The 18819-nt window shown below is 68.8% G+C and carries 10 protein-coding genes; 3 read left to right on the forward strand and 7 right to left on the reverse strand.

Features of this window, described 5'->3' with window-relative positions; all coding sequences use genetic code 11:
• Positions 1-17 precede the first annotated feature (17 nt).
• The 4 genes from recD to FHS02_RS11260 all read right to left on the reverse strand — a co-directional run bounded on the left by recD (position 18) and on the right by FHS02_RS11260 (position 12590).
• Entirely contained in the window at positions 18-2009 is a 1992-nt protein-coding gene (recD, locus tag FHS02_RS11245) for an exodeoxyribonuclease V subunit alpha (protein WP_137313503.1), read from the reverse strand.
• The gene (gene recB / locus FHS02_RS11250) at positions 2002-5649 is read right to left on the reverse strand and encodes an exodeoxyribonuclease V subunit beta (protein ID WP_137313504.1); all 3648 of its coding nucleotides are present in this window, start codon (positions 5647-5649) and stop codon (positions 2002-2004) included. The genes recD and recB overlap by 8 nt, the downstream gene beginning before the upstream one ends.
• Positions 5646-9146, reverse strand: a complete 3501-nt coding sequence (recC, locus tag FHS02_RS11255) for an exodeoxyribonuclease V subunit gamma (RefSeq protein WP_137313505.1) — start codon at positions 9144-9146, stop codon at positions 5646-5648. Before recC ends, recB begins: the two co-directional genes overlap by 4 nt.
• A gap of 243 nt (positions 9147-9389) precedes the next feature.
• Positions 9390-12590: a CHASE domain-containing protein gene (locus tag FHS02_RS11260; RefSeq protein ID WP_137313506.1), complete on the reverse strand. Its 3201-nt coding sequence runs from the start codon at positions 12588-12590 to the stop codon at positions 9390-9392.
• A gap of 188 nt (positions 12591-12778) precedes the next feature.
• Between FHS02_RS11260 and FHS02_RS11265 the strand changes: the two genes are divergently transcribed.
• Together FHS02_RS11265 and FHS02_RS11270 are read left to right on the forward strand one after the other, a co-directional pair.
• Positions 12779-13549: an MOSC domain-containing protein gene (locus tag FHS02_RS11265; RefSeq protein ID WP_229430063.1), complete on the forward strand. Its 771-nt coding sequence runs from the start codon at positions 12779-12781 to the stop codon at positions 13547-13549.
• A 119-nt stretch (positions 13550-13668) separates the two neighbouring features.
• Positions 13669-13866: a hypothetical protein gene (locus tag FHS02_RS11270; protein ID WP_137313507.1), complete on the forward strand. Its 198-nt coding sequence runs from the start codon at positions 13669-13671 to the stop codon at positions 13864-13866.
• Positions 13867-13980: 114 nt separating this feature from the next.
• Here the strand turns inward: FHS02_RS11270 and FHS02_RS11275 are convergent, their stop codons facing one another.
• Positions 13981-14757 carry a PEP-CTERM sorting domain-containing protein gene (locus FHS02_RS11275; protein WP_175424777.1) on the reverse strand — a complete coding sequence of 259 codons (777 nt, stop codon included), beginning with the start codon at positions 14755-14757 and terminating at the stop codon, positions 13981-13983.
• Between the two features lie 394 nt (positions 14758-15151).
• A complete protein-coding gene (xth, locus tag FHS02_RS11280) occupies positions 15152-15967 on the reverse strand; it encodes an exodeoxyribonuclease III (protein WP_137313508.1) in 816 nt (271 codons plus the stop codon).
• Positions 15968-16122: 155 nt separating this feature from the next.
• Here xth and FHS02_RS11285 point away from each other — a divergent pair, with 155 nt between their 5' ends.
• A complete protein-coding gene (locus FHS02_RS11285; RefSeq protein WP_137313509.1) occupies positions 16123-18159 on the forward strand; it encodes a prolyl oligopeptidase family serine peptidase in 2037 nt (678 codons plus the stop codon).
• 29 nt (positions 18160-18188) lie between these two features.
• On the opposite strand, the gene FHS02_RS11290 is transcribed toward FHS02_RS11285, so the two are convergent.
• Entirely contained in the window at positions 18189-18704 is a 516-nt protein-coding gene (locus tag FHS02_RS11290; protein WP_137313510.1) for a GNAT family N-acetyltransferase, read from the reverse strand.
• Between the last annotated feature and the right edge of the window lie 115 nt (positions 18705-18819).

Here is an 18819-nt window from a genome sequence, read left to right on the forward strand (position 1 = left end):
TGCCTGATCGCCCGGCGTTACGTTCCCAGCGCCTCGCGCAAGCCGCTGGCGCGCTGCGTGCGTCCGGCGATCGCCTGGTCGAACACGCCGGCATTCGGCGACACCAGCGTGAAGAACTCGCGGGCCCGCGTGATGCCCGTATAGACGAGCTCGCGCGCCAGCACGGCATTGGCCTGCGGCGGCAGCACCATCGCCGTATGCAGGAATTCCGAGCCCTGCGACTTGTGGACCGTCATCGCGAAGGCCGTTTCCACGTTGCGCAGCCGGGTCGCCAGCACGCTGCGCACCGCGTCGCCGTCCGGGAACCAGACCCGCAGCGAATCGGCGCGCTGCGGGTCCGGCAGCGTCAGGCCGATGTCGCCGTTGTAGACGCCGGTGCCATAGTCGTTGCGGGTCACCATCACCGGGCGGCCCACGTACCATTCGCCGCGCCGGCGGATCAGCTTCGCGCTGTCCAGCCTTGCCTCGATCGCCTCGTTCAGGCCGGCCACGCCCCATTCGCCGTCGCGCACCGCGCACAGCAGGCGGAACCGCTCGAAGCGCTGCAGCACGTCGCGCACCCAGCTTTCGTAATCGGCGCCCGCCCCTTCGCGCACGCGTTCCAGGTAGTCGCGGTAGCCGGCGCCGGCGCCGGACCGGCCACCCACGGCGAGGGCCAGCACGTCGCCCGGCCGGGCACCCTCGATCCAGCGCAGCCGTCCATCGCTGTCCCCTCTGAGCACGTCGCGGGCGGCATCGGCGTCGCCGCGATTGACGGCCAGCGCCAGCTTGCCGATCGGGCCGCCGAAGCGCCGGCTCTGGCGCAGCATCACGATGCGCTGGGCCAGCGGGCCGCCGTCGCGCTCGCGAAATGCCGGCGGAATCGTCTCGCCGGCGGCGGCTAGAACGTAGTCGCACGTGGCGGCGTCGTAGTTGCCGCTCTCGGCCTGCGCGCACAGGTCGCCCAGCACGGCCCCGGCCTCGACGGATGCCAGCTGGTCCTTGTCGCCCAGCAGGATCAGGCGCGCATGCGGCGGCAGCGCCGCCAGCAATGCCGCCATCATTTCCAGGTGCACCATCGACGCTTCGTCGACGATCAGCACGTCGACCTCGAGCGGATTGCCGGCATGGTGGGCAAAGCTGCGCGTGTCCGGGCGCGCGCCCAGCAGGCTGTGCAGAGTGCGCGCGCCGCCCATCCGCGCCGCCAGTTCGCGCAGCGGCAGCGCGTCGCCCAGCTTGCCGGCCAGCTCGTCCAGCGCCGTGTCGATCGACTGTTTCAGCCGCGCCGCGGCCTTGCCGGTCGGTGCGGCCAGTGCGATCCGCAACGCGGGCGCGTCATCGCCGGCCATGGCGAACAGCAGCGCCAGCAGCCGTGCCACCGTGTAGGTCTTGCCCGTGCCGGGCCCGCCGGTGATCACCGCCAGCCGGGCGCGCAGCGCGGCGGCGCAGGCGATCTTCTGCCAGTCCGGTCCGCCCTCGCGCACCGGGTGCTGGAACAGCTTGTCGAGCCAGCCGCGGACGATCGCCGTATCGACCTGGGCACCTTCTGTCCCGGCCAGCGCGCGCGACCGTACCGACGCCGCCACCGTCGACTCGTCGCGCCAGTAGCGGCGCAGGTACAGGCGTTCGCCATCGAGCACCAGCGGCTGGTTGAAGTCGAGGTCGCCCACCGGCCAGACCTGCTCGCAGCCCTGCAGCGCGGTGCGCCAGCCGCCGGCATTCCTCGGCAGCGCGCCGCCGCCCTTGGCCGCCGCCGCCCGCAGCGAGGCCCATTCGCCATCGAGCCAGCCCAGTTGCGGCGACGGGTCGCCGGCCAGGTCGGCCAGGACCAGGCAGCTGTGCCCGCGCCCCTCCAGTTCGGACAGCAGCACGCAGGCGAGCAGCAGGGGCGGCGGGGTATGGCCCAGCGTGGCCACGAAGCGGGCGAACGCGCCGGCCAGCCGGCGCAGCTTGCCGGTTTCGGTCAGCGCGTCGATGGCGTCGAACAGCGCCTGATGCTTGACGTTTGATTCGAGGTTGGGGTCAGTCATCGTTATTTCCTCCGTACTCTGCGCCGCGCCGCAGCAGCTCGTCCAGTTCGTCGAGCAGCTGCGCATCCGGTGCCAGCACGTGGCAGCCGCGCGTCGCCGCGTTGCCGATGCCGCGCAGGAAGAAGAACACGGCGCCGCCCAGCTGTTCGGCCGGGTCGTAGGCCTCGCCCAGCCGGCTGGCCAGCAGCCGGTGCAGCGCCAGCAGGTAGATCGCGCCCTGCACGTCGTAGCGGTGTTCGGCCATGCCCTGCGCCAGCGCCCTGGCGTGGTACGCGGCGTCGTTGCCGCCCAGCGCATTCGACTTGTAGTCCAGCACCCAGTAGCGCCCCGCATGCTCGAAGACGAGGTCCGAGAAGCCCTTCAGCATGCCGTGCAGCCCCCGCTGCGGCAGCGCCGGCCGGGGGATGCCGTCGAGCAGGTGGCGCCGGCACAGCGCATCGAGAGCGCCGGTGGCCAGGTGTTCGCTGGGGAACCAGAACTCCATTTCCGGCAGCACGGCGCCGATGTCGCGCAGCGCGGCATCCAGTGGCGGCAACGGTGTCGTCACCGCGGCGCGCAGCCAGGCCACCGCGTCGTCCAGCCGGTGGCCCCAGCCGGCGCGCTCGATGCGGCGGCCCAGGCGCACTTCGCAGGCCGCGTCGTCGACGCAATCGAAACCTTCCTGCGCCAGCCATTCGAGCTGTTCGTGCAGGAAGTTGCCGGGTACGGAACCGCGCGGAAAGCGATGCCACGGCGCCTCGTCGATGCGGGCGGCGGCGGCGACATCGGTGTCCTCGCCTTCCAGCAGCGTCTCTTCCTGCGCCCGGCGCGGCGCGGCCTGCGTGCCGCGTGCCAGCGACGTGAAACTGCCGACCGACCAGTTGCGTTCGAAGCGGGCATCGTACGGGCGCGGTTCGAGCAGCGGCGGCCGCCGCTCGACGCGGTCGAGGCGCGTTACCCGTTCGGGATGGCACAGCGCGGCGATGCCGATCGCGCCGCAGTCGCCGGCCAGCGCGCGCCAGCGTTCCTGCAGGCTGTCGGCCGGCACCGGGTCGCCGCCGGTCAGCAGGTAGCCCAGCGCCGATTCGTGCAGCGCGTTGCCGCCGCCCTTGCCGGCCGGCAGCGCCGCCACGCCCAGCCACAGGAAGTGGCGGGCGCGGGTCAGCGCCACATACAGCAGCCGCAGGTCTTCCTCGATGCGGGCCGCTTCCACGGCCTCCTGCGCCTCGTCGGACAGTGCCATGTCGATGCGGCGCACGCCATCGGCATCGGTGTACTCGAAGAAGCTGCGGTTGCGCCGGTCGACCTTGCGCGCCGTGACGGCAAACGGCAGGTACACCAGCGGGTATTCCAGGCCCTTCGATTTGTGCACGGTGACCACTTTCACCAGCTCGGCGTCCGATTCCAGCCGCAGCACCTGTTCGTCGCCCGCCGCGCCCTCGCCTTCGACCTGTTCGGCCATCCAGCGGATCAGCGCCTGCTCGCCGTCGAGCTGGCGGCTGGCCGATTGCAGCAGTTCGGCCAGGTGCAGCAGGTTCGTCAAACTGCGCTCGCCGCCCACGTTGCCGGGCGCCAGCAGCGCCGCCGGCAGGCCCAGTTCGTGGATGAAGCGCCGCAGCATCGCCAGCACGCCCTGCCGCTGCCATACCGTGTGCAGGTTCTTCAGCTGCTCGACGCGCGCTTCCCACGCCAGTTCGTCCGCCGACAGGCGGGCCAGCTCGGCCAGCGGGATGTTGGCCGTGCGCGTCGCGAACGCGGCCCTGGCCAGCGCGCCATCGAGCGGGTTGGCCAGCGCCGCCAGCCAGCGCAGCACGTCCTTCGCCTCGTCCGACTCCAGCACCGAATCCTTGTCGGACAGGTAAACGCTGGGCACGCGGCGCCGCTGCAGCGCGCGCCGGATCGCCGCCGCCTCGTTGCGGTCGCGCACGAGGATGGCGATATCGGCCGGCTCCAGCCGCCGGAAGCCTTGCGGGCCGTCGAAGCCGGCACCCGGGTCGTTCAGCAAACCCACGATGTGCTCGGCGCAGTGGTGGGCGAAGAATTCGCGGTAGCCGTCCGCGTTCAGGTCCGGCACTTCGCTGCACGATACCGTCAGCGCCTGCAGCTGCCCTTCGGTCCCCACCAGCCGCTCGCCGCGCCCCTTGGCATCGACGGCCTCGAACGGCAGCGGGTTGACGGTGCCGCGCCGGAAGCGGAAGGCGCCCTGCGCGAAGCCGCTGCCGTCCGCCGTGCCCTCGGCATGCAGGAAGATGCGGTTGACCGCTTCCACCACGTCGCGCGTGGAACGGTAGTTGGTGCCCAGCTGGTAATGGCGCCCTTCGGTGGCACGGCGCGCGGCAAGATAACTGTGGATGTCGGCGCCGCGAAAGCCGTAGATCGACTGTTTCGGATCGCCGATCAGGAACAGGCCGCAGGCCGGGTCGTTGTCGGCCACGCGGTACAGCAGGTCGAAGATGCGGTATTGCGATGGCGCGGTATCCTGGAACTCGTCGACCAGCGCGACCGGATACTGCTCGGTGATGCGCTGGCGCAGCGCCGCGCCGTTCTCGCCTTCCAGCGCGCGCTGCAGCCGCACCAGCATGTCGGCAAAGCCGAACTGCCGGTCGCGCGCCTTCAGCTCGGCGATGCGGGCGGCGACGATGCCGGCCGCATGCCGTTTCAGGCGGTGCTCCAGCGGTTCCAGGGCGGCCAGCGCCTGCTGCAGCGTTGCGAGCGCCGCGAAGTCGTCCGGGCAATCGGTGCCCTTGTACGCTTCCGCCAGGCCGGCCGGGGTGAGCCGGTGCCAGCCCGCGTCGGTCAGGGCGGGGATGGTCTGTGCGGGATCGAGCGCCCAGGTACGCAGCGATGCCAGCCAGCCCGCCACGTAATCGGCGCGCAGCTTGCGCCCGTCGAGCAGCTTGGCGTCGCGCTGCCGCTCCAGCCACAGCGCCATGCGTTCCAGCCGGTCCGTCCAGCCTTCCTTCAGCACGGCCACCTCGCGGGCGCGCTCGTGCAGCGAACGGCCGATCAGCGCGCCCAGCGGCTCGCCGGAATGCCAGTCATCGCCGGCCCGCTTGACGAGCTCGCGCAGGGCACGCTTGAGCCGGCCCACGTCCGGCCAGCACTCCAGCAGCGCGCCCAGCGCCGGCTCGCGCAGCGGATACACCTGCTGGCGCCAGTAATCGTGCGCGGCATCCTCGAACAGCGCCGTTTCATCGCTGATCAGTTCCTCGTCGAACAGGCTGCCGCTGTCGAACGCGTGTTCGCGCAGCATGCGCTGGCACCAGGCGTCGATGGTGAAGATCGCCGCTTCGTCCATCGTCTCCGCCGCCAGCATCAGCCGGTGCGCGGCCTGTTCGCGCTGCGTCTGGTCCGGATAGGCGTCGAGCAGGCCCGCCAGGTAGGGATCGCAGTCCTCGACCTGGCCGCGGAAGCAGCCGGCCGCCTCGACCAGCCGTTCGCGGATGCGGTTCGACAGTTCGCGCGTTGCCGCGCGGGTAAACGTCATCACCAGGATATCGGCCGGCAGCAGCGGGCGCCCGTACGCGTCGGCGCCGCCGTGGCCCAGCACGAGGCGCAGGTACAGCGCGGCGATGGTCCACGTCTTGCCGGTGCCGGCGCTGGCCTCGATCAGCCGGGTGCCGTGCAGCGGGAAGGTCATCGGTTCAAGCAGGCGGCTCATGGCTGGCCTCCTTCGATCGGCTGTACTTCGACGGTGTCCAGCCACGCCACCAGCGGGCCATACAGCGCGTGCGCGGTGGTCTCGAAGCCCGGCTCCGCGGCCAGGTCGCCGTACTCGGGCCACAGCCGGTACAGGCAGGCATCGTCCTTCTCGCCGCGGCGGTCGAAACCGTGCTCGTAGACGGCGCGCGGATCGCCGCCGGCCACCAGCGCCAGCGCCGTCTTGCTGGCCACCGGCAGTGGCCCGTCCATGCCGCGCCGCCACAGCGCGACGATGCCCGCCAGCGTGGCGCGCGCCGCGTCGCCGTCCAGCGGCGGCATCGACAGCACGGCGTCGCGCGCCACCAGCAGGCCGGTGACGGGCACGCCCTGCGCCGCGGCGGCCAGCTGGCGCAGCCACGCGGTGGCCAGCTTGTCGCCGCGCGGGCGCGCGGGCTTGCCGGGCTTGCCCGACTTGCCGGGCTTTTCCGCCTTGTCGAGCGCCTTCGACGACATCTGCGCCAGCCACACCTTGGCGTTGCCGTCGGCGCGCAGGCCGTCGATCCAGTCTTCCAGGAGCACGCCGTCCAGCTCCAGGCCGACCGGCAGCTTGGGCGCCGCTTCGGGATACGCGCCGCGCAGTTGCAGCCAGGCGCGCCGCACCGGCAGCAGTGCCTCGATCAGGCCGTCGCGCACGCGGTCGCCGATCAGGCCGATCGGCAGCGTGCCTTCGCGCTGCAGCCGCGCCGCCCGTTCCACCAGGCTGGCGCGCACGTCTTCCTCGTTGTCGGCACCATCGTCGTCGAGCATCATGTCTTCGAGGAAGTAGCGGTCCAGCGCATCGAGCGCGAACGGTTCCTCATCCTCGCCGACCAGCGCCGAGTCGGCGAAGCGTACGCCGAGGCGCTGGCTGAAAAAATACTTCACCGGCTGGCGCAGGAACGCCGCCAGCCCGGCCAGTTTCAGGCGGAAATGTTCGTCGAGTTCGTAAGGCGGGAGCCCCCGCGGTTCCATTTCATTCGGCGGGAGCCCCCGCGGTTCCAGTTCCTGCGGGAGCCCCCGCGGTTCCGATTCGTGCTGCGCCACCTCCCGCGGCGCGGGTTCATGCGACACCGGCGCGTGGGCGGAACGCCATTCCGCCGCATAGGTCAGCAGGCCGCCCTCTTCGAAGTAGCGGCGCGAGAACGGCTGCAGCGCGTGCTCGACCGTGCGTTCGTGCAGGTCCAGGTGCCAGCCGGCCTTCAGGTAGTCGAGCAGCTGCGCCACCAGCACCGATGGCGGCTGTTCGCTGTTGTCGCGGGCATTGCGGCCGCACCAGCTCACGTACAGCACGTCGCGCGCGGCCAGTACCGCTTCCAGCATCAGGTAGCGGTCGTCGTCGCGCCGCGAGCGGTCGCCTGGGCGCGCCATGCCGGGCAGCGCCAGCAGGTCGAAGTCGGCGCGGCTGGCGCGCCGGGGGAAATCGCCATCGTTCATGCCCAGCAGGCAGACCATCCGGAACGGCACGGCGCGCATCGGCATCAGCGTGCAGAACGTCACGCCGCCGGACACGAACTGGTGCTCCAGCGACGGTTCGCCCAGCGCCCCCATCCACGCCTCGCGCAGCACCGACAGCGGCACCGGCTCGTCGAAGCCGGCGCCGTCGCAGGTTTCCAGCCACGCGTTGAGCGTGGCATCGAGCTCGTTCATCGTCAGCCTGTCGGCTTCGTCGCGGACGTCGAAGAACGCCGCCAGCAGCGCGCGTGCCGCTTCTCCCCATTGAAACGGCGTGCGCGGCTGCGCCAGCCGCTCGCGCCAGTCCAGCAGCGCCTCGACCAGCTGGGCCAGCGACCCCGCCAGCGCGGCATCCAGGCCGCCCACTTCGCCATACGGTTCGATGTCGCCGAAGGCCCCGCCGGCGCCGCTGGCATAGCCGAGCAGCATGCGGCGGATGCCGAAGATCCACGCGTTCTGTTCGCCGGTCGGCTCCAGGCCCAGGCCGGCGCGGTGCGCGCGGTCGAGGCCCCAGCGCACGCCGGCGCCCTCGATCCAGCGGCCCAGGATCGCCAGGTCGTCGTCGGCCAGGCCGAAGCGGGTCGCCAGCGCCGGCACGTCGAGCAGGTCGCGCACTTCGCTCTGCCGGCAGCGCTGCTGCGGCAGCCGCAGCAGCCATTCCAGCGCCACCAGCAGCGGGTTCACGCTGCGGTCGTTGACGTCGCCGATCTCGAACGGGATGTGGCGCGGGTCACCCTTCCTGTACTGGCCGAACACCGCGTGGATGGCCGCCGTGAACACGCCGATGTCGGGCACCATCACGACGATGTCGCGCGGGCGCAGCGCCGGGTCGGCGGCGAAGCGCGCCAGCAGCTGGTCGTGCAGCACTTCCACTTCGCGCTGCACGCTGTGGGCGATGTGGAACACGATCGAGCGGTCGTCGCGGTCCGGTACGGGGAAATGGTGCTCGGACAGCGGCAGCATGTCGCGCACCGCGCCCTGCAGCTGTTCGAGCAGCGTGGCGCCGTCGCCGTCGCTGAACAGGTCCACGCGCAGGTGCCCGGCCTCCGCCCCGGACGCTTCGTCGAACTCGTCGAGCATGCGGATATAGTCGCGGCCCTGCCGGCCCCAGCTCGCCAGCAGCGGGTGGCTGTGCGCGTGCAGCGCCTCGATCGGCACCTGCGCCAGGTCGATGCCGTTGCGCTGCGGGTGGCGGCGCCGCGCGGCGCGCAGCAGGTCGCGGCCATCGATGATGTCGCCCCAGTAGAAACGGCACGGGTTCGGCACCGCCACGATCACCTGGGTGAACCGGGCCAGCGCGGCCAGCGCCTGCAAGGTCTGGTACGGCAGCGCGGAAACGCCGAACAGTACAATGCGACGGGGAAGAGCAACGGCCGGCTTGGCGCCACTTTCGACGGCGCGCAGGAATGCCGTGTGCACGCCGGCGCGGCCCAGCGTGCGTTCCTCTTCCGGCACGCTGGCGATGATGGCGCGCCACAGCGCGGCCTGCCAGCGCTGGCCCTCGGGCAGCGGGTACTGCACGCCGCGCGGGCAGCACATCTGGTCGCGCCCCGCGGCCCAGTCTTCCAGCCAGTCGGCGCGGTACACCTGGTACTGGTCGAACAGGTCGGAGAGCCGCTCGGCCAGCTGCAGCCGGCGTTCCTGGCAGCCGCCCTTGAGGAAGTGGCGCAGCGGCTCGAAGGCCTCTTCGCGCAGCAGCGCCGGCAGCAGCCGCATCAGCCGCCAGGTCAGCGGCCCCTTGTCGAACGCCGAGACGCGCGGCACGCGGTCGCGGCCCAGCATGGCCCGGTAGGCCTCCCACAGGAAGCGTGCCGGCAGGGCCACGCGGGTGGCGGCGCACACGCCGGCCTGTTCCGCCAGCGCGATCTTCAGCCACTCGGCCACGCCGTTCGACTGCACCAGCAGCACGTCCGATTCCAGCGGCGCGAGCGGATTGGCGTGCAGCCATTGGAACACGGCGGCGCGCAGCTGTTCGAGCTGGTTGCCGTGCAGAATCAGTAAGCCGGGAGCGATGCCAGTTGCCATGGTGGGTTCAGTCGGGAGCGGAGGTCGGACAAAGAGGAAAACGGGGCATTCAACCGGGGCGCCATGCTTGTGTGGAAACGCTGGGATTGCGTGGAAACGCTATTGATCGTGCGCGAAAAAAATGTGCGCGAAAAATGTGCGTGAAAAAATGTGCGTGGAAAAATGTGCGTCAAAACGCTATTATCGCCGATGCCGGCCAGCAAGAGCCATGACGGGCCCGATCCTGCCTTGCGCAAGACCGGATCAGCCGGGCTGGTCGCCCAGTTCGCGCAGCAACGGCTCCAGTTCCACGTCGATGTAGCGTTGCAGCCGGTCCAGCATCGGCCCCATGTGGGCCACGATCCGCGCCGCGGCGGCCGTGTCCTGTTGCGGCTTCAGCCGTTCCAGCGCGATGCACAGTTCAGCAAAGGCCAGCGCCCCGACCGCGCGGGCGGACGACTTGATCCGGTGCCCCAGCTCGGCCAGCCGCTTCATGTCGCCCGCCGTCAGCGCGGTCTCGATCTCGACCAGTCCATCGCGCGCGGACGTCAGGAACATCACCGCGTACTTGCGCATCTTGTCGGGCCGGTTGCCGAAGGTCTGCCCCAGCACGCTCAAGTCGAACAGCGGCGGTTCCGCCGGCACGAATGCCGGCATCAGGTCCGTGGCGCGGCGTGCCGGCGTGCCGGCGGAAGGCTCAGGGGACGATTCGGCCAATGGCGCCTCCGGCAGTGCGGCCGAAGCCGCGGCACCGCCTGCCGGTACGTTCCCTGCCGGTACGTTCCCTCCCTGTACCTTCCCTGCCGGTCCGTTCGCCGCCGCGCCGCCCGTCGCCGACACCGTGCGCACCTGCACCGTGCGCCCGTGCGCCGCGCGCTGGCTCAGCCACTTCGACAGCGTGGCCAGCAGCAGGTTCGGCACCACCGGCTTGGTGAGGAAATCGTCCATGCCCGCCTCCTGGCAGCGCACCTGGTCGTCGCGGCCGGCATTGGCCGTCATCGCGATCACCGGCAGGCCCGACAGGGTTGCATGGTTCCGGATCCGGCGCGTCGCCTCGAAGCCATCCATCACCGGCATCTGCACGTCCATCAGCACGCAGTCGAAGTGGCCCTTCTGCAGCAGGTCGATGGCTTCCTGGCCATTGTTGGCGATCACCACCGTGGCGCCGGCGCCTTCGATCAGCTCCTGGCCCACCTGCTGGCTGAACACATTGTCCTCGACGAGCAGGATGGCGGCCCCGCGCAACGGCGCGAGCAGTTCTTCCCGAAGCGCCGTATCCGTGGCGGCCGGCGGCGGTTGCACGCCTTTTTCCAGCTGCGCAGTGAACCAGAACGTACTGCCCAGGCCCGGCGCGCTTTCCACGCCGACCGTGCCGCCCATCAGCTCGGCCAGCTGCTGGCTGATCACCAGCCCCAGGCCGGTGCCGCCATACTTTCGCGTGGTGGACGTGTCGGCCTGGTGGAACGACTGGAACAGGTTGGCGACCTGGGCCGGCGTCATGCCGATGCCGTTGTCCTGCACCTCGAAGCGTACCGTGACCCGGTGGTCGCGCTCCTCCACCACGCGGGCACGCAGGTAGATCCGGCCCTGCTCGGAAAACTTGATCGCGTTGCTGGTGAAATTGAGCAGCACCTGCTCCAGCCGCAGCGGGTCGCCGCGCAGCTGCTCCGGCACGTCGGGCCAGGTCTGGAACACCAGTTCCAGGCCGCGCCGCGCCGCGTCCTCGCCCAATTGCGTCGACACGTTGCCGAACAGCGCGTCGAGCGGGAAATCCAGCATCTCGAGATCGAGCTTGCCCGCCTCGATCTTGGAAAAATCGAGGATATTGTTGATGATGCCCAGCAGGTGCTGGCCGGAGTGGTAGATTTTCTGCAGGTAATCGCGCTGTTTCGGATCGGCCACCGATTTCAGCGCCAGGTGCGCCATGCCGATCACGCTGTTCATCGGCGTGCGGATTTCATGGCTCATGTTCGACAGGAAATCACTCTTCGCACGGCTGGCGGCCTGCGCCGCCTCCTTCAGTTCGTGCAGTTCGGTCACGTCGGTGGACAGCGCGATGACGGCCGGTCCCTGCTCCAGTTCGACGGCCGCCTTCACCGTCCACAGGTGCCGCGTGTTGCCCTGGTCGTCGACGAACTGCCCCTCGCTGGCGCGCTTGACGCCGTCGGCCAGCACCTGCCGGTCCTCCAGCCAGTCGCGCGTGGCGATGCGCTTGGGCAGCAGCTCGCGGTCCATCCGGCCGACGATCTGCTCGGCCGGGCGGCCCATCACCTGGGCCATGCGCGCGTTGACGTAGATGAAGCGGCGCTCGGCATCCTTCAGGTACACATGCGCATCGACGTTGTCCAGCACGCTGTCGAGCAGGCGGCGCTGCTCCTGCGCGTTGCGGCGCTGCGACGTCAGCATGAACACATAGCTGTACAGCAGCATCGTGCCGGCAAAGCCGATGGCCAGCGCGACCCACGGCAGGTGGCGGTCGAAGCCGCTGATCATGTCCACCTTGCGCGTGTAGAAGCGGGCTTTCCACAGTGCGCCGTTGAAGTCGATCGGCAGCACGGCCACGAAGTAATCGTCGACGTTGCCCGGCAGCGTGGCCGGGGCGTCCAGCGCGCCCGTGTCGTTGTACAGCAGGCGGTCGTCGCTTTCGATCTGCAGGCGGCGCTGCTCCGGCGGCGTATTGCCGTCCGAGTACAGGATCAGGCGCACCTTGCGGTCGGCCGTCTCGTCGATCGCCCCGAGCACCAGTGCCGACACGGAAAAGCCCAGGCCCACCGATCCCAGGTAGGCGGCGCGGCGGCCCGCCACGTCGCCGATCGGCATGGCGCGCCGGTACACGGGCAGGCGCATGCCCAGGCCGATGTGCGGCACCGGGTCCTGCACCTTGACGGGCTGGCCCGATGCGCTGATCTGGCCGGTGTCGCGCGACAGGTCCATGGCCCGCGCGATGGCGGGATTGGCGGTGATGTCGACACCCATCTTTTCGCGCAGCGGCGGTTCCATCCAGGTCAGCGGCGCATAGCGCTCGCGCTGCCCCGGCGGGCGGATCTCGAAGCCGGGATAGCCGGCCGGTTCGACGCTGCGGTCGGCGCGCACGGCGGCAACGAATGCCGCGCGTTCGTCGGCATGCACGTCGGGTGCGAAGTTGATCGTTTCGATCGCCGGGAAATAGCGTTCCACGTCGAGGCTGTCGACGTATTGCCGGAATTGCAGGCGAGACAAGCCGTCGGACGTGTTGAACAGCGCCACCAGCCCGCGCAGCACGTCGGAATAAGCCTTGACGCTGGCGCCGATGCTGTACTGGGTGGCGCGCGCCGCGTTATCGAAGCGCACGCGCGCGTTGTCGTGCACGGATTTCTCCGTGGCGGCATACAGCATGAGCCCCACCGCGGCCGCCAGCAACAATCCGACGCTCCACTGCAGGAGCCTGGATGCCGCGGGTACCTTCCAGAATTCGGATTTGCGCATTGAGTTTCATTAAGTACTTCTTGCAATACAGCAGCATACATTGAAAGACCGCTCCAGTCATCGACGCGCGCCGCCGGCGCGATGCCGTCGGCCGGCAGGCCGCTTTCGCCGTCCCTCGGGCAGGCCATCACGTGGCGGCGGCGCCACACCGCCCTCCGCAGCCGCCGCGCCGGTGACTGATACACTCGATGGCTTCGCCTGCCTGCCCTGTTGCCGCCTTGTCCATCCGCGACCCCATCACCGCCGCTTTTCCAGCCTCTCCGCCCGACGCCCATAGCATCGTCCTTGGGCATGTGCAAGGCATCGCCCTGCAACCGGACTGGCACGGCACGCCACGCGCCGTGCGCGCCGCGGCCGCGCTCGCCGGCCGCGGCCTGGCCGGCGACGTGCACGCCGACGACCTGTCGCCGCGCCAGGTACTGCTGGCGGGTGCACCGGCCTATGCACGGCACCGCCTGCCGCCCCGCACGCTGCGCGAAAACCTGCTGCTCGATATCGACACCGCGGACTTCGCTTCCGGCATGCTGCTGCGCGTGGGGGCCGAAGCCGTCCTGCGGCTCACGTTCGCCTGCGAAGCCTGCGGTTATCTCGATGCCCGCCAGCCGGGCGTGGCGGCCGCCATCGGCCGCGCCCGCGGCATGCTGGCGCGCGTAGTGCGCGGCGGCCCGATCACCGCAGGCGACCCGGTCGTCGTGTTGCCCGCGCGGCTACCCGCATGGGATGACGACTGGCGTGCCCGCGTCGCCGCGATCCTGGCGCGGGTACCGCCGGGCATGGTGGTCGACTACCGGCAACTGGCGCGGCTGGCCGGCGTGCAGCCCGTGTATTGCCGCACCTTTCCGGCCCTCGCACGCAAGCTCGGCTTCGGCCACGCGGCCGTGGCCATGGCGGGCCGGCCGGACCTGCCCCGCTGGCAGGGCGGCGAACTGTTCGAGGATGCCGGCCAGCCGATCGGGTGACCTGCCGGCCGATGGCACGGCGGTTCCCTGGAGTCCGGCGACTTCCGGGTGCTACGGTAAAATCGGGCATGGTGCGGTTCGCGCCATGTCACCGATCACGTAATGGAAGAGGTAATGGTATGGCCAAGAAAGAAGAACTGGACGAAGAAACGCTGGCGTTCATCCAGTGGTGTATCGAAGTGGAAGGATTCCTGGTGGCGGGCGGCGCCACCGTCCAGCAGGCGCAGGACCATATCGAAGAGCAGGTCGAATGGTTCACCGATCAGTTCTACGAGGGGCTGACGCCCGAGGAGGCGGCCAAGGAGGCGCTGGCCTGAGAAGGGGATGGCGCCGCGATTCGCCTGCCCGCCGGCCCTTGCCGCGGGCCTGGCATGCTTCAAGCGGCGCACGCGCGCTTGCGGATGCGAAGCCTGTAGATCAGCGCTTTCTCGTCAGGCGCGGCACTGCTGGCGGCGCGCAACTGCGCCCATTCCTGCCAGGCCCACAACCAGCATCGCATAGGCCGACGGCTCCGGTACCGGGGTGGTTACATGGTTGCTCGCCGATGACCAGAACGTCACTTCGAGATTCACGGCGGCATCCGTCGTGTTAGCGTACGTCACGCTGCTATCCACATCGAAAATCGGGTTCGATTGCCCGACGAGCTGGACCCCTCTCGATTCGACGCTCTGCCTTCCGGTCACCGGATCGGATATCTCGATTGAAAAGACGGTATTTCCGCTGTAATACTCGCTTGGGTCGGCAAGATAGTCGATGGCCTGGAGTATGTGCAAGGATAGTATCAGCTGACTGTTGGCATCGAGGGTAAGCTGGAAGCTGTGACTGGCGTAGGCAGTCGTCATGCCTTCGCCAGGAAGGCTTTGCTTCAACGTGCCCGACAGGCTGATCTCGCCTGGCACGCCGTTCGATTGCACGGAAATATTCGATGTGCCATCCGTAAGCGTGTAATCCACCGGGTTCAGGCCCGACGTCGTGTCCGACATCTCCTGCATTTCTCCACCGCCCACCTGGAAGCTGGCGGTGTAACGTGTCGAGGCTTGCCCATACGCGTAGCCTGCGTCGATTCCGTCATCCGGAGCCAGGTCGTCGACGCGAAATGAAACATCGCTCAACGTGGTTTCGAATGCGACGCCATTGGCCATGGCTGCGTTCATGCTGATCGAGAATGCTGCTGCAAGCAGGCATGCGAGGATCCGTTTCGTTTTCATGATTTTCTTTCTTGAGAAGGCAGGACACACAACGGAACTAGCAAAAGAAAAGTTATCTGAAACGCAATACCTCGCCAATATACATAAGCTGGCTCCGTTTGCCTACTCCGCTTGCCTGGCGCGGGTCATTGCCGGGTGAGACTTCGAGGCCCCTGTTTCGCCGTCACCTTCGTCTTGGCGCTGTTCGCGGCAACCCGGTGGAAACCGATCTTGCCCGACCGCGGCAGCAACCGGTGCCACCGCTGCGGCCAGGCCAACGGTCTGCAAAGGTATCGCTGCATCGCCGTAGCGTCGAATCGCCAGCGCGCCGACATCTCGCGACACCGACAAGAAGTGAAAATTCCATACCGCGGGCAAACCCGGCTTGACGCGGACAGCGCCTTCGTTTTCGGCCTCAGGGCACTTCCTTCGCCTTCACCTTGGCTTTCGGAATCTTCTTCGGATCCAGCTCGATCCACGTCGGCGCATGGTCGCTGGGCTTTTCCCGCCCCCGCACGTCGCGGTCGACGCCGGCGGCCTTCAGCGCCGGCGCCAGCGATGGACTGAGCAGCAGGTGGTCGATGCGGATGCCGGCATCGCGGCCGAACGCATTGCGGAAGTAATCCCAGAACGTGTAGATCTTCTCGCCCGGGTACAGCGTGCGCAGCGAATCGGTCCAGCCCTGCGCCATCAGCCGTTCGAAGGCTTCACGCGTTTCGGGCCGGAACAGGGCGTCGTCGAGCCAGCGCTCCGGCTTGTACACGTCCAGGTCGGTCGGGATCACGTTGTAGTCGCCCGCCATCACCACCGGCGCACCGGTCGCCAGCAATTGCTCGCCGCGCAGGATCAGGCGCTCCATCCAGCTCAGCTTGTAGTCGAACTTGGGGCCGGGAGCCGGATTGCCGTTCGGCAGATACAGGCCGGCAATCACGACATCGTTGACCACCGCCTCGATATAGCGGCTCTGCTCGTCCGACGGGTCGCCGGCCAGGCCGCGCCCCACCTCGACGGGCTGGGTGCCGCGCGCCAGGATGGCCACGCCGTTCCAGCTTTTCTGCCCGTGCCAGATCACGCCATAGCCGGCCGCTTCGATGGCCGCCGCGGGAAACTTTTCCTGCGGCGCCTTCAGTTCCTGCAGGCAGGCCACGTCCGGCTGCGTTTCTTCCAGCCATTGCAGCAGGGCCGGCAGGCGGGCACCGATGCCGTTGATGTTGAAGGTGGCGATGCGCATGGACACTCCGTAAGGCAACATTGGGGAGTTGCGATTGTGACAGCACGGCGCCACATTTGCCACACCCCTGCGGTATCGCAAGGCGCGGCGGCCATCGTGTAGAGTACGCCTTCCCGCAAGTCGTCCAGCCCCCTTTCCCGCAAACAGGAGCCAGCATGAGTTCGTCCCTCCCCGACATTCCCGAAGATCCGCATCAATGGCTGGAAGACGTCGGCGGCGAGCGGCAACTGGCCTGGGTCCGCCAGCAGAACGACGTGGCGCTGGGCGAACTGGAAGCGCGGCCGCACTATCCCGCCCTGCACGAGCGGCTGAAAACCATCTTCAATTCGCATGAACGCATCCCGTTCGTGCGCCAGCATGGCCAATTCCTGTACAACTTCTGGCGCGATGCGCAGCACGTGCGCGGCATCTGGCGCCGCACCACGCTGGACCAGTACCGCCTGCCGGAACCGGACTGGGAAACCGTGCTGGACCTCGACAAGCTGGCCGCCGACGAGAATGAGAACTGGGTGTGGAGCGGCGTGTCGTCGCTGTATCCGCAGGGCGAGCGCTTCCTGCTTTCGCTGTCGCGCGGCGGCGGCGATGCGGTCGTGGTGCGCGAATGGGACATGCCGTCGCGCAGCTTCGTCGCCGATGGCTTCAACCTGCCGGAAGCCAAGACGGACATCGCCTGGATCGACGCCGGCACGCTGTTCGTGGCCACCGATTTCGGCCCCGGCTCGATGACGACGTCCGGCTACGCCCGCATCGTCAAGGAATGGCGGCGCGGCATGCCGTTGTCCGCCGCCCGCACCGTGTACGAGGCGCTGCCGGAGGACCTGGGCGTGGGCGCCTGGCGCGACTTCACGCCGGGCCACGAATTCCAGTTCGTGACGCGCCAGATCGGCTTCTACAGCAGCGAGCTGTTCCTGCGCGACGGCGACCGGCTGACGAAGGTCGGCAAGCCGGACGATGCCAGTGCCTACACGGTGCGCGACAAGCTGATCGTCGAACTGCGCTCGGCATGGACCGTGGCCGGCCAGGAGTACCCGCAGGGCGCGCTGCTGGCCACCGATTTCCGCCGCTTCATGGCGGGCGAACGCCGGTTCGACGTGCTGTTCATGCCGACGCCCGAAACCTCGCTCGATGGCGTGGCGGCGACCCGCTCGGCGCTGCTGTTGAACGTGCTCGACAACGTCAAGAACCGCCTCGTCGAACTGCGCCACGCGGACGGCGGGTGGCAGCGGCGCGACGTCGATGCGCCCGCCTTCGGTACGCTCGACGTCGCACCGCTGGACGCCATCGCGTCCGACGACTACTTCCTGACCGTCACCGATTTCCTGACGCCGACCACGATGTACCTGGCCCGCGCCGGCAGCGACGAACGCACGCCGCTGAAATCGCTGCCCGGCTTCTTCGACGCCAGCCCGTACGAGGTGCGGCAGTTCCAGGCGCCGTCGAAGGATGGCACGCTGGTGCCCTACTTCGTCGTGCAGCGCAAGGACAGCAAGCCGGACGGCACCAATCCGGCCGTGCTGTACGGCTACGGCGGCTTCGAGGTGTCGCTGAAGCCGTTCTACAGCGGCGTCACCGGCGAGGCCTGGCTGCAGCACGGCGGCGTCTACGTGCTGGCCAATATCCGCGGCGGCGGCGAATTCGGCCCGCGCTGGCACCAGGCGGCGCTGAAGGAACACCGGCAGCGCGCCTTCGACGATTTCATCGCCGTGGCACAAGACCTGATCCAGCGCAGGATCACCAGCCCGCGCCACCTCGGCATCATGGGCGGCAGCAACGGCGGCCTGCTGGTGGGCGCCGCGCTGACGCAGCGGCCCGACCTGTTCAACGCGGTGGTCTGCCAGGTGCCGCTGCTGGACATGCGCCGCTACAGCAGGCTGCTGGCCGGCGCGTCGTGGATGGGAGAGTACGGCGACCCGGACGATCCCGCGCAGTGGCAATACATCAGCGAGTACTCGCCGTACCACAACGTCTTCCCCGACAAGCACTACCCGCGCGTGCTGTTTACCACGTCGACCCGCGACGACCGCGTGCACCCCGGCCATGCCCGCAAGATGGTGGCGAAGATGCGCGAACAGGGGCACGACGTGCTGTACTGGGAAAACACCGAGGGCGGCCATGCCGGCGCCGCCAACAACGACCAGCAGGCGAAGATGTGGGCGCTGACGTATGCGTTCCTGCTGGAGCAGCTGAGGTAGGCAACCGGGGCATCGCCGGCCTCGGGGTGCTACCGTTCCAGCGTGTAGCAGCCGACCGGCTTGCCGTACAGCGCAGTTTCCGTTGCGTATTGCATGCCGAGGCGCTCGGCCACGCGGCGCGATGCGTCGTTGCCGGCAGCGATCAGCGCCTGGACTTTCGGCTCGCCCCGGACGTCGAAGGCATGCTTCAGGACTGCCGCGGCGGCTTCGTACGCGATGCCCTGGCCCCAGAATGCGCGGTAGGTGTTCCAGCCCATCTCCATGACCGTGCTCCCCTCGCGAAAGAAGGCGCCGACATTGCCGACGAGTTGCCCGGTCCTGCTATGTTCTATCGCCCACCAGCCGGCGCCGTGTATCAGCCAGAGCCCGGTCTGCGACGTAAACAGCCGCCAGGCCGCCTGGCGATCGCACGAGCCCAGGTGAAGCGAACTTTCAGGGTCCATCAGGTGGTCCGCGAACAGGTCGAAGTCTTCGCGCCGATACGCCCGGAGTGTGAACCGCTCGGTCAGGAGCCGTGGAACCAGGGTGCTGTGTTCGGCACTCATGAATCGGGCCTCATGAATGGGGCCTCATGAATCGGGCCTCATGAATCGGCCTCATGAATCGGGCCTTATAATCGGAACGCATGGTTGATCCATCCTTTTCAAGTGATCAGGGTCG

The sequence above is a fragment of the Pseudoduganella umbonata genome (assembly GCF_014192225.1).
In the GTDB taxonomy this organism is placed as follows: domain Bacteria; phylum Pseudomonadota; class Gammaproteobacteria; order Burkholderiales; family Burkholderiaceae_D; genus Rugamonas; species Rugamonas umbonata.

Coding starts and splice junctions, on each gene's coding strand:
- FHS02_RS11270 (WP_137313507.1), top strand. CDS start 13,669: ATGGCCAAGAAAGAAGAACTGGACGAAGAAACGCTGGCGTTCATCCAG.
- FHS02_RS11265 (WP_229430063.1), top strand. CDS start 12,779: ATGGCTTCGCCTGCCTGCCCTGTTGCCGCCTTGTCCATCCGCGACCCC.
- recC (WP_137313505.1), bottom strand. CDS start 9,146: ATGGCAACTGGCATCGCTCCCGGCTTACTGATTCTGCACGGCAACCAG.
- FHS02_RS11260 (WP_137313506.1), bottom strand. CDS start 12,590: ATGCGCAAATCCGAATTCTGGAAGGTACCCGCGGCATCCAGGCTCCTG.
- recB (WP_137313504.1), bottom strand. CDS start 5,649: ATGAGCCGCCTGCTTGAACCGATGACCTTCCCGCTGCACGGCACCCGG.
- xth (WP_137313508.1), bottom strand. CDS start 15,967: ATGCGCATCGCCACCTTCAACATCAACGGCATCGGTGCCCGCCTGCCG.
- recD (WP_137313503.1), bottom strand. CDS start 2,009: ATGACTGACCCCAACCTCGAATCAAACGTCAAGCATCAGGCGCTGTTC.
- FHS02_RS11285 (WP_137313509.1), top strand. CDS start 16,123: ATGAGTTCGTCCCTCCCCGACATTCCCGAAGATCCGCATCAATGGCTG.
- FHS02_RS11275 (WP_175424777.1), bottom strand. CDS start 14,757: ATGAAAACGAAACGGATCCTCGCATGCCTGCTTGCAGCAGCATTCTCG.
- FHS02_RS11290 (WP_137313510.1), bottom strand. CDS start 18,704: ATGAGTGCCGAACACAGCACCCTGGTTCCACGGCTCCTGACCGAGCGG.